Genomic DNA, 25,587 nt, shown 5'->3' with positions numbered 1-25,587 from the left:
AAATTATGGAGGCTTTAAAATGGCTGAACAAATAAACGACAGAACAGATGAAGAACAGATGATTGAAGAAAATACCAATATCCGAAGCTATCTTACCTTTATAGCAAACGGCCTGACCTATGGTGTGGACACCATGCATGTTGTGGAAATCATTACCGATTATTCCATACGGCCCGTCCCTCTTGTCCCCGAATATATAAAGGGCATCATCAACCTGAGAGGGCAGATCATTCCCATCATTGATTTCCGTCTGCGCCTTGGCTGTATGGAAGACCTGGAATCCAACAGCACCATCATCCTTCAGGTTGAATCCAACACCATAGGCATGATGGTGGACAGCGTGTCCCAGGTACTTGATATTGACTTACGCCAGACCTCGTCAATTCCGGTTGAAAGCAGACAGGAATTAACCAACGGCATGGTATCTTTACCGGACGGAACCGTTATTCTGCTGTTGAACTACGAAGCGCTTGTTGAATAAACAATAAAACGGACAGGAGCCAATATAATGCTGACTATAAGTGATAATGATTTTAAACGCTTATATACTTTTATCAAAAGTAAATATGGTATCGATCTCTCCAAGAAAAGACAGCTGATTATCGGAAGATTATCCAATGACATCCTCGCAAAGGGATATACCAACTTTACAGACTATGTGAATGATATCCTCACCAAGGCCAGCCCGGCGGACATTGACAGTATGCTGAACCGTCTTACTACAAATTATACCTACTTTATGAGGGAGGAAGAGCATTTCACCTTCTTCCGGGAAACAATCCTCCCTTATCTGGAGAGGACAAAGACGGATCACGTATTAAGCATCTGGAGCGCGGGCTGCTCCACCGGCCAGGAGCCCTATACCATTTCCATGATATTAAAAGAATATTTCGGCAATAAAGCCGCCATGTGGGATACCAGGGTGCTGGCCACCGATATATCCCAGAATGCCCTTACGGCCGCCCAGAACGCCCAGTACGATGAGGAATCCCTGTCTAAGCTTCCTCCGCTATGGAAGAGCAAATACTTTGACCGGACAGCGGAACCCGGTATCTGGACCGTAAAACAGAACCTGAAATCCAACGTTATTTTCAGGACCTTCAATCTCATGGATCCTATACGTTTCCAATTAAAATTTGATGTGATTTTCTGCCGGAATGTAATGATTTATTTTGACCAGGCAACGAAGAACGGATTAATAGAAAGGTTTTATAATGCCACCGCCCCCGGCGGTTACCTGTTAATCGGCCACTCCGAAAGCCTTAACAAAACCACGACCCGTTATAATTACATAATGCCGGCAACATATAGAAAATAGCCCGTATCCTTTAGAAATATCAGAAAGGCGATATGAATATGCTACTTAATACTCCTATTAAAGTTCTGGTTGTCGATGATTCACTGGTCTTCGGCCGTTTTCTTACCAGCAATCTGCCTAAGGCAAACAGCCGTATCCAAATCGTTGGATATGCTGCCAATGCGTATGAGGCCATTGAAAAAATACCCCAGTGTGCACCGGATGTCATCACCATGGATGTGGAAATGCCTAAAATGAACGGGATAGAATTCCTGAAACAGGTCATGCCCAAGCATCCGATACCGGTTATCCTGGTATCCGCCGTAAACATGAATGTCTTCGAGGCGCTCTCAAACGGCGCTGTGGATTTTGTCAAAAAGCCAAATCCCGCCGCCAACTTCGGCCGTCAGGAATTCGTCGAAAGCCTGGCATCTAAAATCATCATTGCTTCCCGCTCCAAGGTGCGTGTGGCAGGCCCGTCTTCTGTAAAAAAAGAGCCCCTTTCTCCCATAGTCCCAAGACTCAGTCCTATCAATCCTGCGAAACTGAATTCCATGATCATTGCCATCGGGGCTTCTACCGGAGGCACAGAAGCCACTCTCCAGATTCTTCAGGCACTTCCCGAAAACATTCCCGGTATTGTAATCACTCAGCATATGCCTGAGGGTTTCACCAAAATGTATGCGGAACGTCTTAACCGCCTTTGCAGGCTTCATGTAAAGGAAGCCTGTACCGGAGACAAAATAGAGCGCGGCACCGTGCTGATTGCCCCCGGAAGCCTTCACATGAAGGTGGTACGGCTCGGCTCTTCCTACACCGTCAACTGCTTCTCATCAGATAAGGTAAACGGCCACAGGCCCTCCGTTGACGTCCTGTTCCGCTCTGTTGCCGATGTGGCAAAAAGCGACGCCGTGGGCATTATTCTGACAGGAATGGGGCATGACGGCGCGGACGGGCTCCTGAAGATGCGAAGGGCAGGCGCCTATACCATCGGCCAGGATAAGGATTCCTGTGTTGTCTACGGCATGCCCATGGTGGCGCATAACATAGGTGCTGTCAACGTCCAGGCCTCCTGTGCCAATATTCCCAGGGTGCTGACAAATTACTTAAATAAAATACACTGATAAAAAAATCAGCGATATCCTCTTCCGGTATCGCTGATTTTTTATTCCTCTTATTCTTATATTTATTGCTTATTTACCGTATTCCCGGATACTGTGGATTTCTGTTCACTATCCTTGGCCGCCGGACTTTTATATCCGATTCCGTAAACAGAAAAATGTGTTACATCGGATATCATGACTTTTTTATCACCGTCATAATAAGAATTCTTAATCCAGTCAAGAGTGTTGTCCGCCCCGACATATACGAGGCCAAGATTTCCGGCATCTTCCGCCGATGGCTTCTGATAGGGGATAGAAAGAGTAGCCAGGCCATTTTTGAAGTGGATATCAACTATCTCTTCCTCTTCTCCCAGCACCTCCAGAACCTGTATATCCAGAACCGGCCTGTCCTCTATGTAAAGCTTTCCTTCCGTAAATTTATCCGTCAGGACAAACGGACGCACGCGAACCTTGATATCCCCTGCGGTTGCCGCCAGAAGCTCGTCAATTCCCCGTCCATTCAAACGGAGCCGCACCATCCTGCCGTTGATATCCAGGGACTCACCTGCATCAGACAGCCGTTCCAGCATGTCGCGTTCCAGGAAGGCCTCCATCTTCTTTTCATCCTCTGTTATCCGAACCTCAGTCTCTTCGTCCGCTTCCTCTTCCGGAAGCTCTTCTTCATCATCACCAGAACCGTCACCGCTCAGAACCATTTTGCTTCCGTTCCCGCTTTGCAATGTGAGGGAACCATTGCCCTTTAACTCAAGTTCCGCATCCTTCTGCATGAGGATACTTCCCGATATCGGGCTGGCTCCGCCGGTAAATGTATTCTCTCCTTTTAATGTAAGGACAGCCTCCGCCCCTTCTCCCACAGTTAATGCATAAGCATTCCCTTCGGGGGTAAGCAGCACATCCTCCAGTGTACAGCTCACCGATACACCGGAGGACACCTCTATTGAGGCCTTATGTTCTTTTCCGTCTCCATATATCGTATATCCTCTGTAAGAACTGTCCGCAATGAGGAACTGCATGCCGTTCTGTTCATAACCGTCCTCCGTAAAAAGGATGGTTCCATCAGAAAGATAAATATCCTTTAAATCACGGAAAGAAGCCTGCTTCCCCGTTATTCCGGAAACCTCCTCCAGGTCTCCCTGATAATCATAAATCTCCCCTTCATTACGTAGTGTCCCGGACACATCCAATATGCCGTAAGCATATATTTCACCCTTATTCACACATTCCGTACCTTCAGGTATGACAAGCTCTCCATCCGGAGGAATTACCAGCTTCCGGCCGCTGCCGATTTCCAGAGGATAGGTAAGCGTGACCTTCTGATACACTTCAATCGTATTTTTTGACTGCCAGATCCCATTTTCTTTTTTGAATTCATCCAGGATATCATCAGCGAACAGCATACTATTTCCATTCAGAGTAACCGTACCCTTTCCGTCCTGTTCCTGGGGAGAGCCCAAATCGGCAGCTCCTGCTCCCCCGTATGCACTGATACAGCCGCCTTTTAACAGGATATCTCCCCCTGTTCCCTGATAACCGCTGCCGATTCCGGCTGCCCTGGCTCCGCCGGTGGCAGTCACTGTTCCCCCCGAAACAGTAATTTTGCCAAAGGCCATATCCTTTTCACTGCCGATCCCGGCTGCCTGGCTTCCCCCGAAGACCATGAGCGTATCCTTTTTTCCTCCGGAGAGAGTCACCTGCGCCCCCTCCTGCACACGAATTCCTGCATACTTGGCGCCGCTTTTCACATAATTGCTGCCGCTGAATTTTATGGAGACCTTCCCGTCTCCCGCATCCAGCGCACAGCCGCTGGTCCTTATATCCAGATTCTTCAATGTCAGGTTCGCATCAACACCCGTCTTCACCTGAATCCGATCTTTTTTTGTTTCTCCGGAGATGGTAACCGGTTTATCCGATAAAATAACAAGGGTGTTGTTTTCGTACCGGTAATCCTCGCCATAGCTGCCGCCGGTCACCTTCAAATCCCCTGTGGAACGGTTTGCCGCCTCTGTCTGCAGCCTGAAAAAGACAATAAAAGCCGTAAACAGAATGATTATGCTAAAAAAAGCAGTTACCGTTAACCTTATTTTCTTCATGTATTCGTTTTATCCTTTTGATTCTTCAGCATGTTTTTCAGATTCTTTATCGACTCTCGGTCAACTTTGGCCGACTCCTGGTTTACCTTGGCGGCTTCCGCCAGCTCAGAACGCAGAATACTGATTTCCCTCGGCGCATCAATGGCAATCTGGACACAATCCTGGCCGATATCGGAAACAGTCACGGTGATATTATCACCTATTTTGATTGCCTCGCCTTTTTTTCTTCGAAGTACCAGCATATCAGACCTCCCTTCCGGAAAATTCAGAAAGGGAATGACGGAACCTGTAGTTCCCGTCCTCCAGAATCACCTGAATCGCTTTCCTCGTAACGGAATTCACTACAACAGGGCACTTAAGGTTTACCGTACTTTCTTCCGGCGTATTACGGATAACACATATCACATAATAAGATAAATCCTCTTCCCTCGACGTCCCCAGCCTTTTATAGTCCTCAGGCTTTAATTTGGGATTATAATCCGGCGACAGCCGGAAAGGATTCATAATAATAAAAGAGGTATCCCTGTCTTCAATACTCTGCAGGCAGAGAATGGTATCATCATCCGCCTCAAAAGGAACAGGGAGAAAGTCTTTTCGGTTTTCAAAACCAAAAAGACCTTCTTCAAAACAAATTAATTCTTCTTTATTGAATTCAAGCATACCAAAATACATTGTATCCGCTTTCATATCCATACTCCATTTTCTTCGTTACCACGCGGGTAAACGTTATTTCAGTCACGCCTTTACATTAATATTCTCACCGTTAAAATGAGCTGCCACACTCGGGGGCACATATATGGGTTTGCCCACATATTCAATGATCACATCCGGCTGCTGGGTAATCGAAAGTTCAATTGTGCCGGGGATAAATTCCACCCGTCCTTTTTCCACCTTCAAATCAAACTGCAGCTTATCCATCTCATACTCTATAGAAAGAGACGGCGCCTCATAAGAGAACTTCGCGCCCTGGGAAGGTATGAATTTTATATTGAAATTGCCTTCCGGCTGGGCCACACGCTGTCCGATAATTTGATTCAGCATTTCGTTTCCCTCACCAATCTGGGTCTTAAGCATCAGCTTCCCTTCGGATGCATACTGAGCCGTGGCCTCATACGAAGCACTCTTCCCCCTGCCCGCAGCCTGCTTAATGGCGGTTGCCACAGTGGGCACTACTGAATTACGCGCTTCAAACGTATCAATATTCAGCTTTACGGGACGGCTTTTAATATGCATGCCGCCTTTATCACGGCTGATTTCCAGCTCAGCCGTTCCGCTTTTTATTTCCAGTCTTGCATTATGGACTGTCAGCTCATAATTGACCGGAATGGTTTTAATCTGTAAAAGTTGTTCCATCACTCAAACACCTCCCGCTTATGAAAACTAACGCATAAAATCTAGTAATGACGGAGAGATAATATTAGTTCCTATTTTCAGTGCCGTAGTATAGGTATAATTCGCCCATGAGAAATTCATAATCGCTTCTGCAGGATCCACATTTACAATGCTGTCAATCTGTGTGGACAGCGAAAGATCCAGATCGGTAAGCCTCGTCTTCGTCGCTTCCAGCAGAGTGGTTTTGGTTCCCAGTTTTGTCGTCATATCGTTCAGAGTATTTGTGCCTTCCCTGAAGTCTGTCCAGAGTTCCGCATATGCATCCCGATCAAAGGTATCGGCTTCTAACACTTTTACCATTTTTCCGATTGTTGTAACCAGATTTTTATCGCCGTATCCCACTACATTGATACCGGGAAGAGCCGTATTAAATGCGCTGGAAGGAACCACCTCACCACTGCTGTCAAAATTGAGGCCGAAGCCGATATCCACATAGGTCCCCTCTTTGGAATATTCCTGCAATTTGGCCAGTTCAGTCGGATCCGTTGTATTAACATCAATTCCTCTGTAGGTAAGGACGCCGCTGTCACTCAATTCAAACGGAGCCTTCATACCGCCCGCACCTGCAAAAACAAATTCATCCCCATACTGGGCATTCAGGCTGCTGACCATAGACCGCTGCAATTCCTTCATGGCTGCGGCATATGTGGCGCGTATACTCTTTTCCTGATTGCTTCCGTTCATGGCACTGACCGAATAATCCCTGTCGATCGTCTTGCAGATATTTGTCATCTGCATAATCGCATCTTCCTGTGCATCCTGTTTGGACTGCACCTCCGTCAGTGTGGTGAGGTAGCTTTTATTCCTCACATATTTTCTTTCCAGCAAGGATGCTGAAAGCGCACCTCCGGGATCTTCCGAAGCTTTGGTAAACCTGCGCCCTGTCAGAACCGCGTTGCGTGCTTCCGACAATCCGCCGATATTTTTGCTCAGGCTGTTCTGATAATTTCTCATCAGCATATTTGTCGTTATTCTCATCTGCTCAATCCTCCTGTTATCTGCCTACGACACCTGTATTATTTATCAGCTTATCCAATGCCTCATCCATTGTTGTCATAAGTCTGGCCGCAGCACTGTATGACTGCTGATAGCGCATCAGATTCATAACCTCCTCGTCCATATTCACTCCCATTACGGAGTCCCTGGCATCTGCCGAATTAGCCAATACTGTTACCCGGTTATCAAGAATGGACTCTGTTGATTTTTTCTCAATACCCTGTTCTGCCTGTATATTGGCATAAGCTCCCGGCATAGTTCCCTTGAAGACCTGAATGGAAACTCCAGAACTATTCGTTCCCATAAATTCAATGGTATCGGTAGACAGAAGATTACTCATCTTCAGAATATTCTTTCCTGAAGTGTTGTCTGGATCATCTGTCTCGTCCGCTACCAGCCGAACGGTACCATCCATCCAGCCGTCTGATATTTTAATATTGGCGGCTGTAATAGTCCCGCCTCCCTCTGCCTCGAACAAAGGACCTCCGTCGTACAGATTATTTCCCAATCCATCTGTAAAGGTATTCATCTCGTTCATTTTTGTAGCCAGCGTATTGACGAAAGAATCAAACATTTTCTGATAATATCCAATCCCCTTTACATCCGAGCCATCAAATATGCCTTCCTTATTAAGCATATCCAGATTCCCTTTCAGGATACCTTCCGTAAACTTATCCGCAGCATCTGTATCATGTCTTATGCTTCCCGTAGAATCCAGATATTCCAGATCAATCTTGCTTTCCCCGGTTGCCGGATCAATGGAATATTTCAGGGAACCTGCCTGATCATCCTGTATAAGATAGGCATCTTCCGGCGGATTATTGAAACCATCCTTAAGCTTAATACTCATGGTTTCCACCTTGAAGCTGCCGCCGACAACCTCTTCTCCATAAACCACATCAATGGGAAGATAGGTCGCCAGATCATCAATCAACTGATTCCTCTTATCCTTAAGCTCAAGAGCGGGGCTTCCCAAAACCTGGCTTTGTTTGATGGATTCATTTAATTGCTGTATAGAGGTCAGAATCTTGTTAATATCCGGAATTACTGTCGTCTCCATCTTCGATTCCAATTCCGTACGTACCTTCGACAAATCCGTAGCATTCTGGTGTATATAAGAAAGCAGAACTTCAAAGGAAGAACGGACCAGATTATCATTACCGTTCTGTCCCACTTTTGTGGAAAGTGTCTGCAGCTGCTTTACCACATCATCCAGGGCATTTTGTACTGTAGTCACATCCACATTATCAAATACATCACCAATTCCTGTCAGCACCTGATTCTTCGCATCGACACTGCCCACCCTGGAGAGCTGGTTTCTGAACTGGATATCCAGAAAAGGATCCCTTATCTGGCTCACCCCGGTCATCAGTACACCCTGGCCTACCTTAACCGCGTATTTGGTATTAAAATATTCTGCACCAGTAGGGCTGATACTCGCCAGATCCAGACGCTGTCTCGTATAGACGCTGTTATTAATATTAGTAAGATTCTGTCCCGTCACATCCAGCGCTCTCTGGCTGGCATTCATACCCAGCAGCGCCATGTTCAGGCCTGAAAATGTTGACCGCATGTGTTACCTCCTCTAAGCCTTTCTGCTCGTATAATGTTTCTCTGTTTCTTTTTCCTTGCCCTGTTCGGAATATGGTCCCGTTTTGTCAAGCATGTTCTCAACTACGTGTAGATTCGTCTTAATCACTTCATTCACATCCCCGTTGATATCACGGAAGGACTGCAGATTCCGATCCAGCTCATCAAACACCAGCTGAATATCTGCCTTTTGCTCTTCATCCAGGTTTTCCGCCAGCTGCCGGAAGCTCATTCCGTTCCACCCATGCTTCTGCTGCAGGGCTTCCCTTCTCTGATCAAGTCCCTTCAGCTGAAGAATTGCCACCTGTTCCCTTTTCATGCATTCTTCCAACTCCACCACATTATGGTCAGCAGCCGCTGTCAGCTTATTTTTTTCTATCGGTATCAGTTCCTCAAAAACACTGTTCAGCTCAACAATAATTTTCTTCAGTTCCTCCATCTTAACTATCTCCTTTATCTTCCAAAAGTATCCTTGATGCAATGGCGGAAACATCTATTTCATAGCATCCAGATTGGATTTTTTCCCTGAGAATATCCAGCTTTTCAGCAGGCGCCTCCTGCCTCACCTCCGCTGACAGCTTTTCAGCGAGTATTTTAGCAAACTCCGTTTCTCCCGGAATCATTTCTGTCTGGGCGCTGATTTTTATTTCATCAAAATTACGTTTCCTGTTTATTCCATATTCATTTTCATCTTTTTTTACAGACTGTGCTTCATTCTGGCGGTACATATTATGAATATGTTCCATAGATATTTTCATACAATCACCTCTTTACCTAAATTATCGTCACAATCTGTAAAATATTAAGAAACGTTTTCCATTTTTCTCTTTTTTCTGAGTTTCGTCTTTATATAGATAAAAAAGCTGCGCACAAGTCTTCTCATCCAGCACAGAGGGAGCAGGATACGGTATTTTCCCATTCTCGGATATATCATGGTCATGTATTCCCTGTCGGGAAACATCCACTTCTGGATTTTTATCCGCTTTTCTTTCTTTTGTTTTTTCCGCTTTTCCCGGATGGTCTGTTTCAGAAGCGGCAGGATCTGCATGGCTGTTTCCTGTCCCTGCGCTCCCTTGAAAAATATGTAATTTTCCAGTTCTTCAAAGGTTTCCTGAGACTCTGCCTCTCCCACTCCGCCGCCTCCGAACCAGATATCGGTCAGGTCGAGCATCTTATTGGTGAAATTCCATACTTCCAGTCTGCCCAGCTGCTTCATGATGTATTTCCAGCTGCTTCCTCTAACCACGGCCCTGTAATACAGCCAGATATCCACCATATCCCTCAAATCAAATTCACCGTCCACGAACCGCTGGGCTTTGCTGCACATAAGATAGATAAACAATCCGGGTTCTTCCATTTTATGGACATACAGGCTGTCTTCTTTTCTCGGCAGTGATTTTACGGGCATGCTGAAATACCTGGTAAGCTTCTTATTTCCAAATATAAGCTTCTCATAAAAAGTAAGACAGACTCCCGATCTGGTATAGCGGTATACCCCAGGCTGTGTGTTTTCCTCCGGTATGAAGTCAAGACAATACATCATCCGGTCCAGTTCTCCCCGTTTTTTCCCCTCTACCCAGAAATCCACTTTATCCACCAGCCGCATCTCACGCATGGGATAAAAGCCGGGATATATGGCGTCGTCCAGAGCCATCACATGAATGCCGTTCTGATCGCAATTCCAGAGCACGGCTTCCACAAGGTTCCTGTACTGCTCCTCCGCCGCTACAGCCTTTCTGTAACGGACCGCAAACCGGTTCGGCCACTCCTGGGGAATTCCCTGCTTCATCCCCATGACCGTGTAGTAAACCATGTTGGAAACATGATGAAAATCTGCTGTTTTAAAAAACAGTTCCCAATTCATCAGAATATCATTGGCCGGTATTTTCTGTTGGTTGATAACTGCCTTCAGACAGTCAATTAATTTCTCTGCCTCTAAGTAATTGCCTTTCATTGAGCACTCTTCTTTCTTCCAATATATCGGCAGCCATCGCATTGTATATGGCCCGTCTTTCGTCTGCAACAACCCGTCCCGCCGAAAGGGTTATGACCCGTTTTCTCATAACACTTACCATTTCACGGTCATGGCTCGCCGCGAGTATCGTCATTCCCTGCCGGTTCAGTTCCTCCAGCAGGCAGAAGATATCCCAGGAGCTGTCGGGATCCAGGTTTGCCGTAGGTTCATCCAGCACCAGTATCCTGGGGTTTCCGGAAATTGCCCTGGCAAGCAGCGCCTTGGCATTTTCTCCCCCGGAAAGCTCATCCGGATAGGCATTCATCTTATGAAGCATTCCGGTTATCCCCAGCGATGCCCTGGCAAGCTCCTCCATCTTTCTTCCATAGTGCCCTGTCGCCCTCAGGGAAAAAATGATGTTATCCAGGATGCTTCTGTTCCGTAAAAGTCCCAGATCCGGTTTCATGATGCCGAATTGTCTTCTGAAGTAGGGCAGCTGTTTTTTATTGAGCGCGCTCACCGAACTGCCGTTCATATAAACTTCTCCGCCGGTAACCGTCTCCTGGCCGGTCAGCAGCTTTAAAGCCGTGCTTTTCCCCGCTCCGTTTCTTCCTATAAAAAACAGGAACTCCCCCTGACCGATATCAAAAGAAGCACGCTCCAGTGCAATTATATCTTCATCATATACTTTACTCACATTTACAAAACGTATTTCTGCCATATTACCTTCCATTTTGCCCAGAGGCAATTTTCTTATTATTTTTGGATTTCAACCGATAATATAGGTATAATCTATTATCTAAAAAGACAATATCTTAAAATATACACCTACGGGTCAAGAGGTTTCTTATGAGAAAAAAAATCCTTCTGTTTCTATTCATAATAGCGGCATGTTTCCTGTTCGCAGCAATAAAGGTAAATGCCTTTCCCATATTTTCTTCAAATGCGGAAAGCTGCTTCAAGCCGGAAAAAAACAGTACCAAATCATCCGGGATACTCTCGTCTCTGTATTTATCGCCCCAGTCGTCTTTCATTTACTACAGCCAGACAGATCCTGAATGGAAAGATTACCTGTACGGAGGAAGGGATCCCCTTTCCAAATATGGATGCGGCCCTACTGTCCTCGCCATGCTGGTTTCCAATCTGACTTCCCGGACTGTCACTCCTGTTGATATGGCCGACTGGGCATCAGAACACGGATATTGGAGTGCCGGAGGCGGAAGCAGACATAATCTGATACCGGAAGGCGCCATAGCCTTCGGCCTGAAAGCCGAAAGTCTTTCCATCCGTTCCCCGGAAGCCCTTAAGCTGCCGTTATACTATAATAAGCTGATTGTACTGCTGATGGGTCCCGGCCATTTTACACAGAGAGGACATTTTATCATTCTGACCGGCGTAACCGATAATGGGAACATTACCGTGGCGGATCCGTTCAATCCTTCCAACAACGCTGTCAGCTGGCCGCCTGAGCTTCTGCTGGATGAACTTTCATCAAGATCCACGGCCGGCGGACCGGTGTGGGTCATATCCGCCTCTGCTAAAATGGAACAGGAATCATAGAATCCGGAATTATTTTATTCCTTATAAAAAGACTCTTCGCCCGCCATCCTTTTGCTGACCACCTTGTCAACCGTGATGGCGTTTTTGAGAATATCGCGTATTTTTGTATTCACATCATTAATCTGTTTCACAAGGAAGGCTTCCTGTCCGCTTTCCTCTTCGGACTTCCCATATTCCCCTTTTCTGTAAAGCAGGCATTCAAGCCGTTCTCTGTCTTGAATGCCTGCTTCTTCCACTAAAAGCCGGATATTTTTTTCACAGGTATCCGCTTTAGCCATTTCTTCGCCGCGCATCTCCAACAGAAGCTGGGCGGAGACCTTGTCATTTCTCGACAGGGCCTCTGCCAGCTCTTTTGTCATTCTGCCTATTTCACTCACGCAGCCATATTTTTTCCTGCTCTGGCTTAAAACTTCCATTAACAATTCTTCGTTCATGTTATGCAATCCCATCTTCTAATACTGAGCTATCTTATCCGCTTCCTGGAAAGCTTCCCGGAGCTCCGTTACCAGTGGCCGCACTTCCTGAATAATTTCTTTATTCCTGCCGGCCTCCAGACGGCCGAACTCATAGAGGAAAAACTCATACATCCTTCTCAACTCACTGCTGATAGCGTATTGAGGATCCAGACAATCACGAAGATAACAGACAATATCCCTGCAGCGTATTACCGAATTGGTAAAAGTCTCATAGTCCTCCTTGCCAAGGGCAAGCTCGGCCCGCATAAGCCGTTTCAGTAATTCGTCATATAGCAGCAACAGCATTTCCCCTTTTGTCATGGTATTTACCGACTGCTCCTTATATTGCTGATATCCGTTTTTATTCATTTCAATATCCCTTTTCTCTCTATTCCCAAAACAGCCTTTTTTACACGCCGCCGAAAGCAGAAGCCAGCCAGCTGCTCTGACTGTTCATTTGAGAAATCAGTCTTTCAAGGTTGGTGAACTGGGAAATGTAGCGATCCTGCTCTACTGACAGCTTATCTGTCAGCCGGTCGATCTCTTTATCTATTGCATCCAACTGTTTCTGCATGGAATTGGTGAGTATCGATGTAGGCGCATATTTGGATCCGGCCCGCTCAATCAGGATTCCTTTTGTAGCACCGGTTGTGGAAGCATACTTCTCCATTACCGACTGAAGGCGGACCATCACGCCTCCGGCATCCGTCACATTTCCATTGGCATCTTTCTCAGAAGGGCGGGTAAAAGCATTTATCACCCCATCCGGATCCGTTTCCAAAGCCTTCTTGAAGGCTTCTTCATCAAATACAAGCTTTCCGTTATCCGAATAATCGGTGGATACCGACAGACCCATTTTCTGCATATTTGAGGCATCGCCGCTTATAATTGTACGAAGCGCGTCAGCCAGCCCGCGGATATCACTGTCATTAAAAAGCATCCCCGCCTTGGCTTTTTCATTCCATGCATTGATCTGGCTTTCCGACATCTCGTCTTCCTGCTCAGCGGTGAGAGGATCATATTTACGGTTCGGCTTGGTGGAGACCTCGTCATTGACCAGCTTCACGATTTCATTGAACGCGTCAATCATTTCCTTTACTGCGGTTACCGCCGGTTCCGTATTCATAGTCACGTCGAAGGTTATCGCTTCGGCAGCGGGATCCAGCACCCCGCTATTATATCCGAATTCCCCTTTAACGGTCACAGTAAGGCCATTCAGATTAAAGCTATTGCTTCCTCTCGTCACCTCTACCGGCGTATCGGAACCTGCATATTTCACCGCAATAATGGCATCTTTTCCTTCCTGTACCTCGTAATCCGTTCCTTTTACACCAAACAGAAGCTGGTCTATTCCCTGATCACTGTCTATCTCAATCTTTCCGCTCGCTCCGTTTTCTGTGGAAGTGAGCACAAAACGATCTCCTTCAGCCAGGTAGCTGGCTTTCACGCCTGCGTCGGAAGCGTTAATGGCATCCATAATATCCGTCAGGCTCATGCCCTTTTTGATTTTGATTTCCGTTCCGTTTATTTTCAGAGTATCCTCATCCGGCAGCGCGGCGATTTGTGCATCCGTCATCCCTTCCATATGTTTCAGGCCTGATTTCGTCCAGCTGCTTTCCAGATTCAGTCTGTTGGAATCCCCTGCGGAAAGTCCGGTTAAGGCGCCGTACTGTCCCAGCAATCCTCTTTCTCCGGCTGCCAGGGAAAGCACGGAGCTTTTATCTTCTACAATACTGTTGTTATTGGTCGGAACAGTCGTTTTAAAAGACAGGCTGCTTTGTCCCGGAGTAGCTGTGGGATCCGCCTTAACATTGATTCTGCCTGCCCCGAACGCTTTGTCCAGTTTCGCCTGCAGATCGGAAACCAGATAATCCAAATCGTTATTTCCCTTTGAAGGATCCTTTAAATCCGCAGCACTGGCCAGCTGAATCCATTCCGTTTTTCCATTATAGGTAAAGCAAATCTGCTTTCCTCCGATTTGATCCGCAACCGATTTCTGTTCCGTGAGCTTTGCATTGCTGGAACCGCGGACGCCGGATGAAGTGATTTCAATGCCCTTATTATCCTGTCCAAACTGAAATCCCAGGTTGCCAAGAAGATTATCGCTGCTGCCTGTCAGTTCAAGCGCATTTCCTGCGGTATCCTTATTGGTAAACGTAAGCCTGCTTCCATCCTCGGAAACAGCCATGGCATCCGCCAGAGTCTTGCCGTCGCCGACAGAGATCTCCCCCATTGCCTTGTTTATGGATGCGGCCACGTCGCTCAGCGTATCATATTTATAATCTTCATTATTCTCCGGAAGGCTGACACTGTAATATTTGGAGCCATATTTAACAGTAAAGCTTGTTCCTGCTACGGTACTGTAATCATTCAATGTGGATAAATCCTGATCAATCCCGCCGCTGGCCAGCTTCTGATCCGATGCAGCCCCTGTGAAATTGCATTTTGCATCCGATGCCATCTGCTTCACGCCTGCGATGGACATGGATTTCGCCAGAGAAGAACTGCCGGACACACCGATGTATTTGCTGTTTTCTCCCAACGCGGTGATCTGATTCGAACTGAAAAGCTTAGTGCTGAGCAGACTCTTGGGAGAGGTATAAGAAATAAAACTCTGAGAGAAATTATAAAGCTTATCCGTAATTCCTCTCATAGCCTCTTGTGTCCATGTTATTTTCTGCTTTGCCTGCTGCTGTTTCTGTATCTTCGATGTGGTTGCATAGGTCATGCTTTCGATCAGACTGTCACGGTCCAGCCCACTGGCCAGCCCGCCGTAACCTCTGAGGGAAGATGCACTGTTTGTACTTGCATTGCTGCTTAATCCGCCTATAGAAGCCATATGTACACCCCTTTTCTTCTAAAATATCAATGGTATCTACATTCATTATCGACAGAAACAAAATGAATTTAATATACCATACCGACTTTTTCCGTAAACAGGAAATAAATTTTATCTGTTATGTCTTGGATTTTTATTTACAACGATACAGGCTTTTGTGATCTCCACAATAATCTGGCCCGCATAATGATCTTCATAAAAATTGAGCAGCGGCGAAATGGAATCCGCCTTTGCCACTACATACTTGGGAGGTAATTTACTCAAAGCCAATGCAATCGTATCGGCTTCACACCTTTTGCACGTACAGTTTCCAAACTGTTTCATATACTTAATGGCCTTTTCCTGTACAATAGATTCCATAATATTATAGAATACAAAGCCATCCATGACTTCAGGCTTCTGCTCCTTTGGGGACTGCTCCTCTTTTTGTGAAAGCTCTTCTTTTTCAGGAAGCTGCGCCTCTCCGGAAGTCTGTTTTCCCCGGGCTTCATCAGATCCCGGGACGGCTTCCGCCGCCGGTTCTTCCGAAGGAATATCCCTGTCAATGGAACTGTCTTCCTCTGAAGGCAGCGGATAATTATCCAGTTCCTCCTGCAGCTTTTCTTTCACGATTTCCGCAACCGGATCTCCTTCTCCCCCGTTTGCCAATACCACATGCACATTTCCCCGGCGGTTCACTGCGGGATTTTCCGGTACTGCCGTATCGTTTTCCTGCCCTGTTCCTTTTTTTTCTGTTTCTTTCTTTTCATCTTTTTCAACAGCTGCATCTGTTCCGGACAGCAGGCTGAGCACATGCTCTGTCTTATTTGTTTTCTTTGCCATTCCTTCCCCCTTATCCGATTCTCTCAATAACTTCCCTTACAAAACAGAGATAATCCTCCGCCGGCTTGGAACGGGGTGCGTACTTAAAAATACTCATTCCATGTGCGGGCATCTCCGATACGGATACACTGTTTCTTATTTTATTGTCAAACAGGGCTGTATCCATCTGCAATGCCACGCTTTCCGCCATTTCCTTTACTTCATTTGCCAGCCGTGTCCTGCTGTTGAATTTGGTCAGCAGGATTCCCAGGATACGAATCTGCGGATTCAGGGATAACCGTACTGAATCTACGGTTTCCTTCAGCTGTGTCAGGCCGACCAGACTCAGGATTTCAGAAGACATGGGAACAATGATATAGTCCGAGGCCACATAGGCATTTATTGTCAGTATATTCAGGGCCGGCGGTGTATCGATAATAATATAATCATATTCGTCTCCGATATCAGAAAGCGCTTCCTTTAAAAGGGACTCTCTTCCCTTTTCATAAAACTCTTTCACACCCGCGCTGAGAGTGATATCCGAGGGAATGATGTCCCCATACTCCGTGGGACAGATAATCTCCCGGATATCCACATTGCCTTTCATTAAATCATAGATCGTCCCCTCGGCATCCGCATTTAAGCCGAGGCTGAAACCCAGATTCCCCTGGGGATCCAGATCCAGCGCCAGCACCCTTTTGCCTTCCATGACAAGTCCCGCCGCGAGGGAAGCGGCCGTTGTTGTTTTTCCCACGCCTCCCTTTTGATTGGTCAGCACAATATTAACTGCCAAAGCTATTCCTCCCTTTCCACGCTGTCTTCTTTACGCTTAAAATCTGTGGTAAGCGCCTGCCATATCTCATTTACATTCTGAATACAGTCCATATAAATCTGTGCCAGCGTAGTCGCATCGATTCCCAGTTCACCGGCCAGCTTCTTGCTTTCCTTCCAGTCAGCCTTTTCATAGGCCAATATCAGAAGCATCAGCTTTCCGGCATCTCCTTCATAAGAAATGAGCGCCTTCTTTACCTCATCCTTTACCGGAATCTCTTCCAGGATTTCTTCCATTGTGGCGTCCACCATATATTCCAGATTGGAGAACATTCCCATCATATAGGCCTCGAATTTATTGATGGGGAAATCAGGTTTATGAATGAGTCCGGTAAGCTCCTGGGCAAATTTGGCCCTCAGGAAGGACATCTTCAGTATTTCCGCAGAGCTTCCTGTAGGATCTTCCTCATCTATGCTGAGCATATAAACCCATTCCCGCAGCTGTCCGAGCCCCATTGTCACAATGGCCTGACGGACGGAAGCCGTCCTTTTTCTCAGGGCAAAATATGCGGAATTCACCATTTTCAGCAGTGCATAGGTCAATCCCGCATCTCTGCTGATGATTTCTTCCAGCTCATCCATGTCCGGCTCATCCTTGGATATGGCTCCGACCAGCTGGAAGAAATTTCCCTGCAGATAATCTATTTTGTTCGCTTTTGTCATCAGTGTTTCCGCAATGTAGTTGCCTTCCATATATTCCACGTTAAGAGCGGCAGCCAGTTCGTATTCCTCTTTTGCGTTCACTCCTGTGGCAATACATTTTTTGCCGAAGGCCTGGGCCATTTTCACTACATTGTCCAGGGAAGTCCTTTCTTTCTCATCCTTACCGCTCACCGATATCCTGATATAATCGGTGTATTCCAGCATACCGAAGTACTTGGGTGAAAACTGGAAATCATTGATGGCAAAAAGATATCCTTCCGCTTTATATTTCTTAATCATGGGAAGCGCCAGGGGATGTACTATCAGATTGTCTTCGATCTGAATTACCAGTGTTTCCTTCCCAAACATTTTCGGCAGATTCCTGAACAATAAAGAAGGGGTAAATGTCATAAACGTCGGCTTATCAGAAAAGATCTTGCCGCTGTTCTGCATCAGGAAATTAATCATTTTATCTGCCGCTGAATTTTCCGTCTTCGAGTACAAATCGTCTCCGTTTGTCTGGAACAGAATTTCATATCCGATAATATTCTGAGTGCTGACTTCCTTTATTGCCTGTCTTACTACACATTTATCCATTTCATTTGCCCTCCCTTACCTGCCTTACAAGATGATCTCAGGCCTGCCGTATGACCTGACTTTTACAGTTCCTGTTTCCACATCCATGGAAAGTGTCCTCGCATAATTGGCGCCCACATCCTGCCTGACAATGCGGATGCCTTCCTGGCGCAGCACATTCTGCACACTCTGTATATTCCTTTGTCCTATATTTCCCAAACTTCCCTGCATTTCAAACATTTTTGCACCGCCTGCTATTTTACAGACATATCTGACTTTCATTCCCCCGAAGGCCTGCATTTTCCGCAGCATTTCCCGGATCCCTGAGTCAGCGAATTTATATACATTATCCCCGGACACATTTTCTGCGGAGGGGAGCATAATATGCAAAAGGCCGCCCAGCTTAATCACCGGATCATAAAGAGTCACTCCGATGCACGACCCTAACGCATATGTGATCAAAAGGCCCTGCACTCGGGCAACCTTCATATCTGCAATACCAACCTTGATTTCTTTATCCATTATTATGTACCAGCTTTTTCATAAGATAGTTTAAAGAGACAATGTCCGGAAGCATAAGCAGGTCACTGTCAAGTTCCTTTTCATCAATAATGAATTTTCCGCGGATGATCATGAGCTTATCTGTCTGATAACCAAACTCAATCATCGGCACGCTCAGTATTCCCCCCAGCATATTCACGGATATCTCCGGCACCGACAGCGCCACATCCACGCCTGCAAGTCCCGACAATGCATTCACATAGGAGGAAATCATAATATTGCCCACTTCATTTAATGCGGATATATCCATTTGATCCAACTGGGAATAATCATCAATATGATGTCCCAGAAGGCGTCCTACTATATCATTTACCAGATCCGGCTTCAGAATAAATAGCATGATGCCATTGATTTCCAGGCTCATCTGAGCCATAACCGCGGCAACGATGGTTTCCGGATTTCCTATGGCGTTCAATGCCTCGTTAAAATCCAGCACATTCACCTGGGGAAGCACCATACGGACCCTTGTACCCAGCATTCCCGACAAGGCGGAGGCCGCGTTCCCGGTTCCGATACTTCCCACCTCCTTTATAACATCCATTTCCATATAGTTCATATCATCATAGCTGTTCATTTCCTACCACCCTTACCGCAGGCTGTTTATTACCTGCTCTATTTCATCAGAAGTCTGGATCATTTTAAGCACATAGGAGTAAGCTCTGGAGCATTCAATCGTTTTGCTCATTTCATCGGCAAGATTTACATTGGACTGTTCCAGATAACCCTGACGCAGTTCTGCATCCGCCGAAAGCACAGGCTCACCGTTCTTTTCCGTTGCCGTCAATTCATTGTTTCCCGTATTCAGCATCCCCTGCTGCACAGGAAACGTATAAATACCGGGCCGGGCTCCGCCCACAATTCCTTCTTCATCCAGCCGGATTGGGTTCCGGTTTTCATCCAGCACCAGTTTTCCATTGTCATTAACAAGGTAAAATCCGTCCGCTCTCAGAGACATATTGAATTTCCCGTTTCTTGAATAAGAAACAGCCTGTGTATTGGGATCCTGAAGCATGAAAAAGCCCCTTCCGGAAATTGCGAAATCGGTATTTCCTCCTGTGGGAGCCATTGATGATTCGCTGAAATCCGTATCCGTACGCCCCATGGCTATGCCGCTTCCCGCCTTTACCCTGGTATCCGCCCCCTGCTCATCGCGCATGTTATAGTACATCAAATCCGAAAACACCGCGTTCTTGCTCCGGAATCCATCCGTATTCACATTTGCAATGTTATTGGCGATAACATTCATCTTTTCCTGCTGACCGACAGCTCCCAGCGCCGCCGTGTAAAATGACATATTCATTTTCCGCTCCCATCTGTGCCCTCAGGCACACATATCAAACTTATTTTTTATTCCTCTGCCGTTTATGCCGGCCCCAGCTGTGTTACTGTTTTATCCATCAAATGATCATACATTTTCAAGATCTGCGCGGCGCTCTGCAGGGAACGCTGTCCGCTCATCATCGCGGTCATCTCGTCCATGGGATTCACATTGGACCCTTCCGTCGCTTTCCACTTCACATCAGCATCCACGGGAGTCCCCGCATCCTGAGCGGTAAACGCGCCTCCCGTTGTCTTTACAAGCTGTTCGTCATAATTCTGAAAGTCCACTACGGAAAGCGTCCCATACAGGGTCTGTCCGTCCGCACTGAATATATTCCCCCTGGAATCCGAAATAATATCATCCGTGGGAAGCTGAATGGGTCCGTTCTGTCCCAATACCCGCCCTACTGTGGGTAAGGTGAGATATCCTTCCTCATCAAGTGCAAAAGAACCATTTCTTGTATAAACGGTCCCTCCTTCTGTCTGTACACAGAAAAATCCCGGAGTCGTCAGCGCAAAATCCAACGTATTTTCCGTCTCCCTGAACATCCCCTGTGAATAGTCTGTCACAGTCGTATCCGCCGAACGGACCATCGCCATATTTCCCAGCGCCGCCGGGGAGGTATCACTGCTTCCCTGATATCTGGACATCATCACTTCGCGGAAAGCCGATGCCTGGAAATCATCTCTTTTGAATCCGGCCGTCGCCACATTTGCCATGTTATTGCTGATAACATTCATATTCCTGGTCTGGCACAGCATTTCTGAGCCGAGGTTATAGAATCCCTGGAACATAACACGCCCTCACTTTCTTTATTTCACTCTGTTTTCTATATATGTTTTCAACTTGCGTATTGCACTGGAATGGATCTGCGAAATCCTCGGTTCACTTACGCCAAGAACCTTGGCAATATCTCTTGCACTCAATTCCTCTTTATAATAAAGAGAGATAACCGTCTGTTCGTTTTCCTTCAGGCTTCTGATTCCATCGGCCAGAATCCCCTTAAATTCATCTCCCAGATAGCATTCCTCCGGCTGTTCCCTGTAATTATGTGACGGGATCTGGACTGTCTGTCTGTTTTCCGCCTTCTCCTCCATCAGCATATCCAGAGACAAAATGTAAAAAAGATTTGCCTTGCTGAGAACCTTCTCATACTTATCAAGAGGCATATTCAGATATTCTGCGGTTTCCTGTGCCGTAGGCATTCTCCCGGTTTTTCCGTATAAATGCATGGTGGCTTCATCGATTTCCCTTGCATTCTTTCTCACCGTGCGCGGTACCCAATCCTGCTTCCGGGCCATATCGATTATCATTCCCCGGATCCGTTTGGATACAAAGGTTTCAAACTTCACATTAAGATGAAGATCGTACTTGTCAATCGCGCTCATCACCACGATTACGCCTTCATTAATAATGTCGTCAAGCTGGGCAAAGCTCATATAAACGTCTCTCATCTGTATTGCCACATTACGGACAATATAAATGTATCTGAGAGCCAGCTCCTGTTTCAGTTCCAGGCCGCCTTTTTTTTCATATTCTTCCCACAGCTCTTCATCTGTCATTTTTCCGTAGTCTGTTTTCTTTGGTTTAACTTCTAGCACCATCTTTCCCTCCAGCAGTTATAATGCAATATTTCCGATTGACTGAATCTGTACATTGTTCGCTATTTCCTGAAAGGAAAGGACATAAACGTTGGGATAAAACTGTTCCAACAGTCTGTACAAATATATCCTGATTACCTGGCTGGTGAGTATTACCACATCCTGGGAGAGATCATTGAATTTCTTAATTCCTTCACCTACCTGGGAAATAAGGCTCTGCATCGTATCGGGACTCAAAGCCGTATATACTCCCTGCTCTCCTTTTGTCAGGCTTGTAACTATCACCTTTTCCAGTTCAGCATCCAACGTAAGGACACGCATCTGTCCGCCCTGACAGAATTTTCTTGTAATTGTACGTTTCAGAGCTATACGGATACTTTCTGTAATCTGTGTAATGTCCTTTACCGTCGCTCCCACATCAGCTACTGTTTCCAGAATTGTTTCCATATCTTTTACAGGAATTCCTTCTTTTACCAGATTGACTAATATTTTCTGGAAGTTGCCGTAACTTATAATTCCCGGGAATACTTCATCCACAAGTTCCGGGGTCGTTTTACGGACGTTCTCAAGCAGATGCATCACTTCCTGCCTGTTGATCACTTCATAGGCATGCTGTTTGATTGTTTCAGACAAATGTGTAATCATAACAGACAGCGGATCAATAACTGTGTAGCCATATATTTCGGCCATTTCCTTATTTTCGGGAAGTATCCACTTACTGGGGATACCATAGGCCGGTTCAATTGTTTCTATACCGTCAACCTCTCCTGTCGGTTCGGCCGGCTCCAGCGCAAGATAGTAATCCACCAGGATTTCCCCTCCGGCAACCTCTTCCCCCTTGATCTTGATCACATATTGGTTGGTATTGAGGCTGCTGCTGTCCCGAAGACTGATGGAAGGTATGACCACGCCCATTTCCTGGGCATACTGTCTTCGGAAAATAACGATACGGTTTATCATTTTGCCTCCGCTGGATTCATCCACAAGCGGTATCAGGCTGTAGCCGAATTCCATTTCTATAGGATCCACTCCTATCATGGAATACACATTGTTGATATCCTTGAAATATTCTCCTTCGTCGGCAGTCTTCTTCTGTTCTTCAACGACCGCTCCTGCAACTGCAGCTGCTTCCTGCTGTGCCGCCTCTTTCGTCTTCCTGTTGAGGAAGTACCCGGCAGCTATCAGCCCGCCGCCCAGCAAAAGCATCTGGAATTTGGGCATTCCCGGCACCAGAAGCAGTACAAGCATGATACCGCCGGTCATCATAATTGCCTGCGGCTGTGCGGTGAACTGCTTGGATACATCATCGTTCAGGCTTCCTTCGGAGACAGCTCTCGTAACGATCATGCCCGTCGCCGTGGAAATCAGCAAAGCAGGAATCTGGGATACCAGTCCGTCACCGATTGTCGCAATAGAATAAACGGACAGGACCTCGGTAAATGGCATATCCGACATCACCATACCCATCGCCACACCGCCGATAAGGTTGATTGCGGTAATGATGATTGACATGATGGAATCACCCTTAACAATCTTGGTCGCACCATCCATAGCGCCGTAAAAATCAGCTTCTCTCTGGATTTTTTCCCTGCGCGTACGCGCCGCTGTTTCATCAATAAGGCCTGAGCTTAAATCCGCATCAATTGCCATCTGTTTTCCCGGCATGGCATCCAGTGTAAACCTCGCCGCTACTTCCGATACACGTTCCGCGCCCTTTGTTATAACAATGAACTGCACCAGAACGATGATAAAGAAAATAATAAAACCGACAATGGCATTTCCCTGCAGTACGAAAGTACCGAAGGACTTAATGACCTGGCCTGCCTGCCCCTGGTTCATCAGAATATTTCTTGTGGAAGAAACATTGATGCCCAGCCGGAACAAGGTTGTTATCAGCAGCAGGGAGGGGAATATGGAAAATTCCAGCGGTTCCCGTATATTCATGCTGACAAGCAGAATAATCAGGGAAATGGAAATATTTATAACGATAAAAACATCCAGTAAAAATGGACTAAGCGGTATAATCAACAGCAGTACAATTACGATGACGAACAAAGATACTGCATAATTTGTTAGTTTCTTCATTACCTGTTACTACTCCACTTCTGATTCGCTCTAAAGACATAGATAAGAATCTCTGCCACAGCGCCATAATATTGTGCAGGTATCTGCCTGTCTAATTTGCATTCTGCATACAATGCTCTCGCCAAAGGCCTGTTTTCCACAATCGCAACCCCGTTTTCTTCACCGACGGCAATAATACGGAAAGCCAGTTCATCCTGCCCCTTCGCCACCACTATCGGCGCCGTATCCTTTTCCATGTCATATTTCAGGGCCACAGCAAAATGTGTGGGGTTACGGACAATAACATCCGCGGTAGGCACTGCCTGCATCATTCTTTTCTGTGCCGCCTGCCGCTGCAGACTCTTTATTTTGCCTTTTATTTCCGGATTACCCTCAGTCTCTTTGTATTCTTCCTTGATTTCCTGCTTTGTCATCTTAATTCCTTTTTCGTATTCCCATTTCTGATACATAAAATCGAAACCGGCGATGACAGTGAAAACGAGGATCACCTTCATGATCATCTGAAAAACCATATTCAGCATGAACCCGGACGATATCGCCAAATCCATATCCATTGTTTTCGTGATTTGCAGAAAGTCTGATTTCAGTATGTTATAGAGAATAATCACCAATACAATGGTCTTCAGAATACTCTTTAACAACTCGATGACGCTTCGCAGTGAAAAAAGCTTCTTAATTCCCTGCAGCGGATTCAGCCGGTTGAATTTGGGTGAAATATGTTTCGTTGTAAAAAGGAACTTCGTCTGGATTCCCACCGCAAGGATAGGAAGAACAGCAGAAACTATGAGCAGCGGGAATCCCGCCTTCATACCCGTTATAAAGAAGTTATAGGAAAAACTCTTCAAACTGTCCTGCGTAAACTCAGTCTGTACCGCCACTTCCTCAAACGTACGGACCATGTAATCGCGGACTGTGTCGATAAGAATGGGAAAATAAAGCCTGAGCATACAAAAGATTCCCACCAGCCCCAGAACAACGATGACATCATTGCTCATGAATACATTTCCCTTTTTACGCTCGTCACGGCGTCTTTTGGGTGTCGCTTTTTCAGTTTTAGAATCGGCCGCCATTTAATCACATCCTTTATCCTGCCGTCAGTCTTAATATTTCCTGCATCGTATCCATCATCTGTGTGATCAGACGGCCAAAGTAATCTCCTATCGGAGAAATAAAAAAGATAATAACTGCTAATCCCATCAGCACTTTTATCTGAATATTGAGAACAAACAAATTCATCTGGGGAACAATTTTCATCAGAATCCCGATTCCCATTTCCGTCAGGAACTCAATAGCTATCAGCGGAAACGCCAGCTTAACGGCAAGCACCGTACATTCTGTGAAAATTACCAGCATCGCGTTCCAGACATCCGGTCCGAATGCTATCTGCCCATAAGGAACCACATCGGCTGATGTAACTAGAATTTTCATCAAAGCCAGATGACCGTCCGCCACAAAAAACAAAAGCATATAATAAATATTGAGAACAGAACCCGTCAGGGCAACCTGAGCCCCGCTTGCGGGATCATAAACACTCGCCATTGACAAACCCATATGAAAATCTATCAGAGAGCCTGCAAAGGTCACCACATAATCAAACAGCTGCATTATGAAGCCCATAAGATATCCGATTGCAAACTCCTTCAAAAGACACAGCACCAACTCCAGCGCCATCACAGGTACCCTCCCTGTGATTTCGAAAATCGGGTATATCATAATCGTAAGAACCATAATCATACCGGCTTTTATCATGCCCGGTATTCCTCTTCTTCCCAGAACAGGGTTAAGCAGCACAAATCCCGACATTCTCATTAAAATCATGGAGAAAAGTATAATCTGATCCGTAACTTCCCCGGTCATTCTTTCCCTCCCGCA

Annotated in this window: 28 protein-coding genes; 4 read left to right on the top strand and 24 right to left on the bottom strand. The window is 46.1% G+C overall.

The genetic code is table 11. The features are described from left to right. Positions 1 to 19: 19 nt before the first annotated feature. The 3 genes from BLA28_RS13495 to BLA28_RS13485 are packed head-to-tail and all read left to right on the top strand — an operon-like array spanning position 20 to position 2,421. The gene (locus tag BLA28_RS13495; protein WP_009250523.1) at positions 20 to 481 is read left to right on the top strand and encodes a chemotaxis protein CheW; all 462 of its coding nucleotides are present in this window, start codon (positions 20 to 22) and stop codon (positions 479 to 481) included. 27 nt (positions 482 to 508) lie between these two features. Further along, complete coding sequence (locus tag BLA28_RS13490) at positions 509 to 1,318, top strand: CheR family methyltransferase (RefSeq protein WP_009250524.1); 810 nt, start codon at positions 509 to 511, stop codon at positions 1,316 to 1,318. Between the two features lie 38 nt (positions 1,319 to 1,356). Beyond that, positions 1,357 to 2,421: a protein-glutamate methylesterase/protein-glutamine glutaminase gene (locus BLA28_RS13485; RefSeq protein ID WP_071699250.1), complete on the top strand. Its 1,065-nt coding sequence runs from the start codon at positions 1,357 to 1,359 to the stop codon at positions 2,419 to 2,421. A gap of 62 nt (positions 2,422 to 2,483) precedes the next feature. Here the strand turns inward: BLA28_RS13485 and BLA28_RS13480 are convergent, their stop codons facing one another. Genes BLA28_RS13480 through BLA28_RS13435 form a run of 10 tightly spaced genes read right to left on the bottom strand, consistent with a single transcriptional unit; the run spans position 2,484 to position 11,164 of the window. After that, positions 2,484 to 4,511: a hypothetical protein gene (locus BLA28_RS13480; RefSeq protein WP_071699232.1), complete on the bottom strand. Its 2,028-nt coding sequence runs from the start codon at positions 4,509 to 4,511 to the stop codon at positions 2,484 to 2,486. Beyond that, positions 4,508 to 4,753 carry a carbon storage regulator gene (locus tag BLA28_RS13475; protein WP_009250528.1) on the bottom strand — a complete coding sequence of 82 codons (246 nt, stop codon included), beginning with the start codon at positions 4,751 to 4,753 and terminating at the stop codon, positions 4,508 to 4,510. Before BLA28_RS13475 ends, BLA28_RS13480 begins: the two co-directional genes overlap by 4 nt. A 1-nt stretch (position 4,754) precedes the next feature. Further along, the gene (fliW, locus tag BLA28_RS13470) at positions 4,755 to 5,198 is read right to left on the bottom strand and encodes a flagellar assembly protein FliW (RefSeq protein WP_071699249.1); all 444 of its coding nucleotides are present in this window, start codon (positions 5,196 to 5,198) and stop codon (positions 4,755 to 4,757) included. Positions 5,199 to 5,246: 48 nt separating this feature from the next. Then, on the bottom strand, positions 5,247 to 5,864 hold the full coding sequence (locus tag BLA28_RS13465; protein ID WP_044972767.1) for a DUF6470 family protein: 618 nt from the start codon (positions 5,862 to 5,864) through the stop codon (positions 5,247 to 5,249). Positions 5,865 to 5,891: 27 nt separating this feature from the next. Next, a complete protein-coding gene (locus tag BLA28_RS13460; protein ID WP_071699231.1) occupies positions 5,892 to 6,881 on the bottom strand; it encodes a flagellin N-terminal helical domain-containing protein in 990 nt (329 codons plus the stop codon). Positions 6,882 to 6,897: 16 nt separating this feature from the next. Then, positions 6,898 to 8,472 carry a flagellar hook-associated protein FlgK gene (gene flgK / locus BLA28_RS13455; RefSeq protein ID WP_071699230.1) on the bottom strand — a complete coding sequence of 525 codons (1,575 nt, stop codon included), beginning with the start codon at positions 8,470 to 8,472 and terminating at the stop codon, positions 6,898 to 6,900. 12 nt (positions 8,473 to 8,484) lie between these two features. Continuing rightward, the gene (gene flgN / locus BLA28_RS13450) at positions 8,485 to 8,928 is read right to left on the bottom strand and encodes a flagellar export chaperone FlgN (RefSeq protein WP_071699229.1); all 444 of its coding nucleotides are present in this window, start codon (positions 8,926 to 8,928) and stop codon (positions 8,485 to 8,487) included. 1 nt (position 8,929) lies between these two features. Further along, entirely contained in the window at positions 8,930 to 9,247 is a 318-nt protein-coding gene (locus tag BLA28_RS13445) for a flagellar biosynthesis anti-sigma factor FlgM (RefSeq protein WP_044972774.1), read from the bottom strand. Positions 9,248 to 9,291: 44 nt separating this feature from the next. Continuing rightward, positions 9,292 to 10,443 carry a nucleotidyltransferase family protein gene (locus BLA28_RS13440; RefSeq protein ID WP_071699228.1) on the bottom strand — a complete coding sequence of 384 codons (1,152 nt, stop codon included), beginning with the start codon at positions 10,441 to 10,443 and terminating at the stop codon, positions 9,292 to 9,294. Next, positions 10,406 to 11,164, bottom strand: a complete 759-nt coding sequence (locus BLA28_RS13435; RefSeq protein ID WP_009250536.1) for a cell division ATP-binding protein FtsE — start codon at positions 11,162 to 11,164, stop codon at positions 10,406 to 10,408. Before BLA28_RS13435 ends, BLA28_RS13440 begins: the two co-directional genes overlap by 38 nt. A 128-nt stretch (positions 11,165 to 11,292) precedes the next feature. Between BLA28_RS13435 and BLA28_RS13430 the strand changes: the two genes are divergently transcribed. Beyond that, positions 11,293 to 12,003: a C39 family peptidase gene (locus tag BLA28_RS13430; RefSeq protein WP_071699227.1), complete on the top strand. Its 711-nt coding sequence runs from the start codon at positions 11,293 to 11,295 to the stop codon at positions 12,001 to 12,003. A 14-nt stretch (positions 12,004 to 12,017) separates the two neighbouring features. Here BLA28_RS13430 and BLA28_RS13425 read toward each other — a convergent pair whose 3' ends face one another. From BLA28_RS13425 to BLA28_RS13360, 14 genes are all read right to left on the bottom strand, one after another. After that, entirely contained in the window at positions 12,018 to 12,437 is a 420-nt protein-coding gene (locus BLA28_RS13425) for a hypothetical protein (RefSeq protein WP_071699226.1), read from the bottom strand. 18 nt (positions 12,438 to 12,455) lie between these two features. Then, entirely contained in the window at positions 12,456 to 12,827 is a 372-nt protein-coding gene (fliS, locus tag BLA28_RS13420; protein WP_009250539.1) for a flagellar export chaperone FliS, read from the bottom strand. 40 nt (positions 12,828 to 12,867) lie between these two features. After that, the gene (fliD, locus tag BLA28_RS13415; protein ID WP_071699225.1) at positions 12,868 to 15,297 is read right to left on the bottom strand and encodes a flagellar filament capping protein FliD; all 2,430 of its coding nucleotides are present in this window, start codon (positions 15,295 to 15,297) and stop codon (positions 12,868 to 12,870) included. A 111-nt stretch (positions 15,298 to 15,408) separates the two neighbouring features. Continuing rightward, positions 15,409 to 16,119: a late competence development ComFB family protein gene (locus BLA28_RS13410; RefSeq protein WP_143131499.1), complete on the bottom strand. Its 711-nt coding sequence runs from the start codon at positions 16,117 to 16,119 to the stop codon at positions 15,409 to 15,411. A 10-nt stretch (positions 16,120 to 16,129) separates the two neighbouring features. After that, positions 16,130 to 16,891, bottom strand: coding sequence for a ParA family protein (locus BLA28_RS13405; protein WP_009250542.1), 762 nt, complete (start codon positions 16,889 to 16,891; stop codon positions 16,130 to 16,132). 2 nt (positions 16,892 to 16,893) lie between these two features. After that, a complete protein-coding gene (locus BLA28_RS13400) occupies positions 16,894 to 18,168 on the bottom strand; it encodes an EAL and HDOD domain-containing protein (protein ID WP_044972781.1) in 1,275 nt (424 codons plus the stop codon). Between the two features lie 24 nt (positions 18,169 to 18,192). Continuing rightward, positions 18,193 to 18,669, bottom strand: a complete 477-nt coding sequence (locus BLA28_RS13395; RefSeq protein ID WP_009250544.1) for a chemotaxis protein CheD — start codon at positions 18,667 to 18,669, stop codon at positions 18,193 to 18,195. Then, positions 18,662 to 19,282, bottom strand: coding sequence for a chemotaxis protein CheC (locus BLA28_RS13390; protein WP_009250545.1), 621 nt, complete (start codon positions 19,280 to 19,282; stop codon positions 18,662 to 18,664). The genes BLA28_RS13395 and BLA28_RS13390 overlap by 8 nt, the downstream gene beginning before the upstream one ends. Positions 19,283 to 19,294: 12 nt before the next feature. Then, positions 19,295 to 20,008, bottom strand: coding sequence for a flagellar hook-basal body protein (locus tag BLA28_RS13385; protein ID WP_071699223.1), 714 nt, complete (start codon positions 20,006 to 20,008; stop codon positions 19,295 to 19,297). A gap of 62 nt (positions 20,009 to 20,070) precedes the next feature. Continuing rightward, the gene (locus tag BLA28_RS13380) at positions 20,071 to 20,823 is read right to left on the bottom strand and encodes a flagellar hook-basal body protein (RefSeq protein WP_009250547.1); all 753 of its coding nucleotides are present in this window, start codon (positions 20,821 to 20,823) and stop codon (positions 20,071 to 20,073) included. Positions 20,824 to 20,841: 18 nt separating this feature from the next. Beyond that, the gene (locus BLA28_RS13375) at positions 20,842 to 21,633 is read right to left on the bottom strand and encodes a sigma-70 family RNA polymerase sigma factor (RefSeq protein ID WP_009250548.1); all 792 of its coding nucleotides are present in this window, start codon (positions 21,631 to 21,633) and stop codon (positions 20,842 to 20,844) included. Between the two features lie 15 nt (positions 21,634 to 21,648). Further along, entirely contained in the window at positions 21,649 to 23,715 is a 2,067-nt protein-coding gene (flhA, locus tag BLA28_RS13370; RefSeq protein WP_071699222.1) for a flagellar biosynthesis protein FlhA, read from the bottom strand. Then, positions 23,715 to 24,785, bottom strand: a complete 1,071-nt coding sequence (flhB, locus tag BLA28_RS13365) for a flagellar biosynthesis protein FlhB (protein ID WP_009250550.1) — start codon at positions 24,783 to 24,785, stop codon at positions 23,715 to 23,717. The genes flhA and flhB overlap by 1 nt, the downstream gene beginning before the upstream one ends. A gap of 13 nt (positions 24,786 to 24,798) precedes the next feature. Beyond that, positions 24,799 to 25,572 (bottom strand): flagellar biosynthetic protein FliR, encoded by a 774-nt coding sequence (locus BLA28_RS13360; RefSeq protein WP_071699221.1) that lies wholly within the window; start codon positions 25,570 to 25,572, stop codon positions 24,799 to 24,801. Positions 25,573 to 25,587: the final 15 nt, after the last annotated feature.

Origin of the sequence: Eisenbergiella tayi (genome assembly GCF_001881565.1) — a bacterium.
In the GTDB taxonomy this organism is placed as follows: Bacteria; Bacillota; Clostridia; order Lachnospirales; family Lachnospiraceae; genus Eisenbergiella; species Eisenbergiella tayi.
This window is presented reverse-complemented; position numbering and strand designations above follow the sequence as displayed.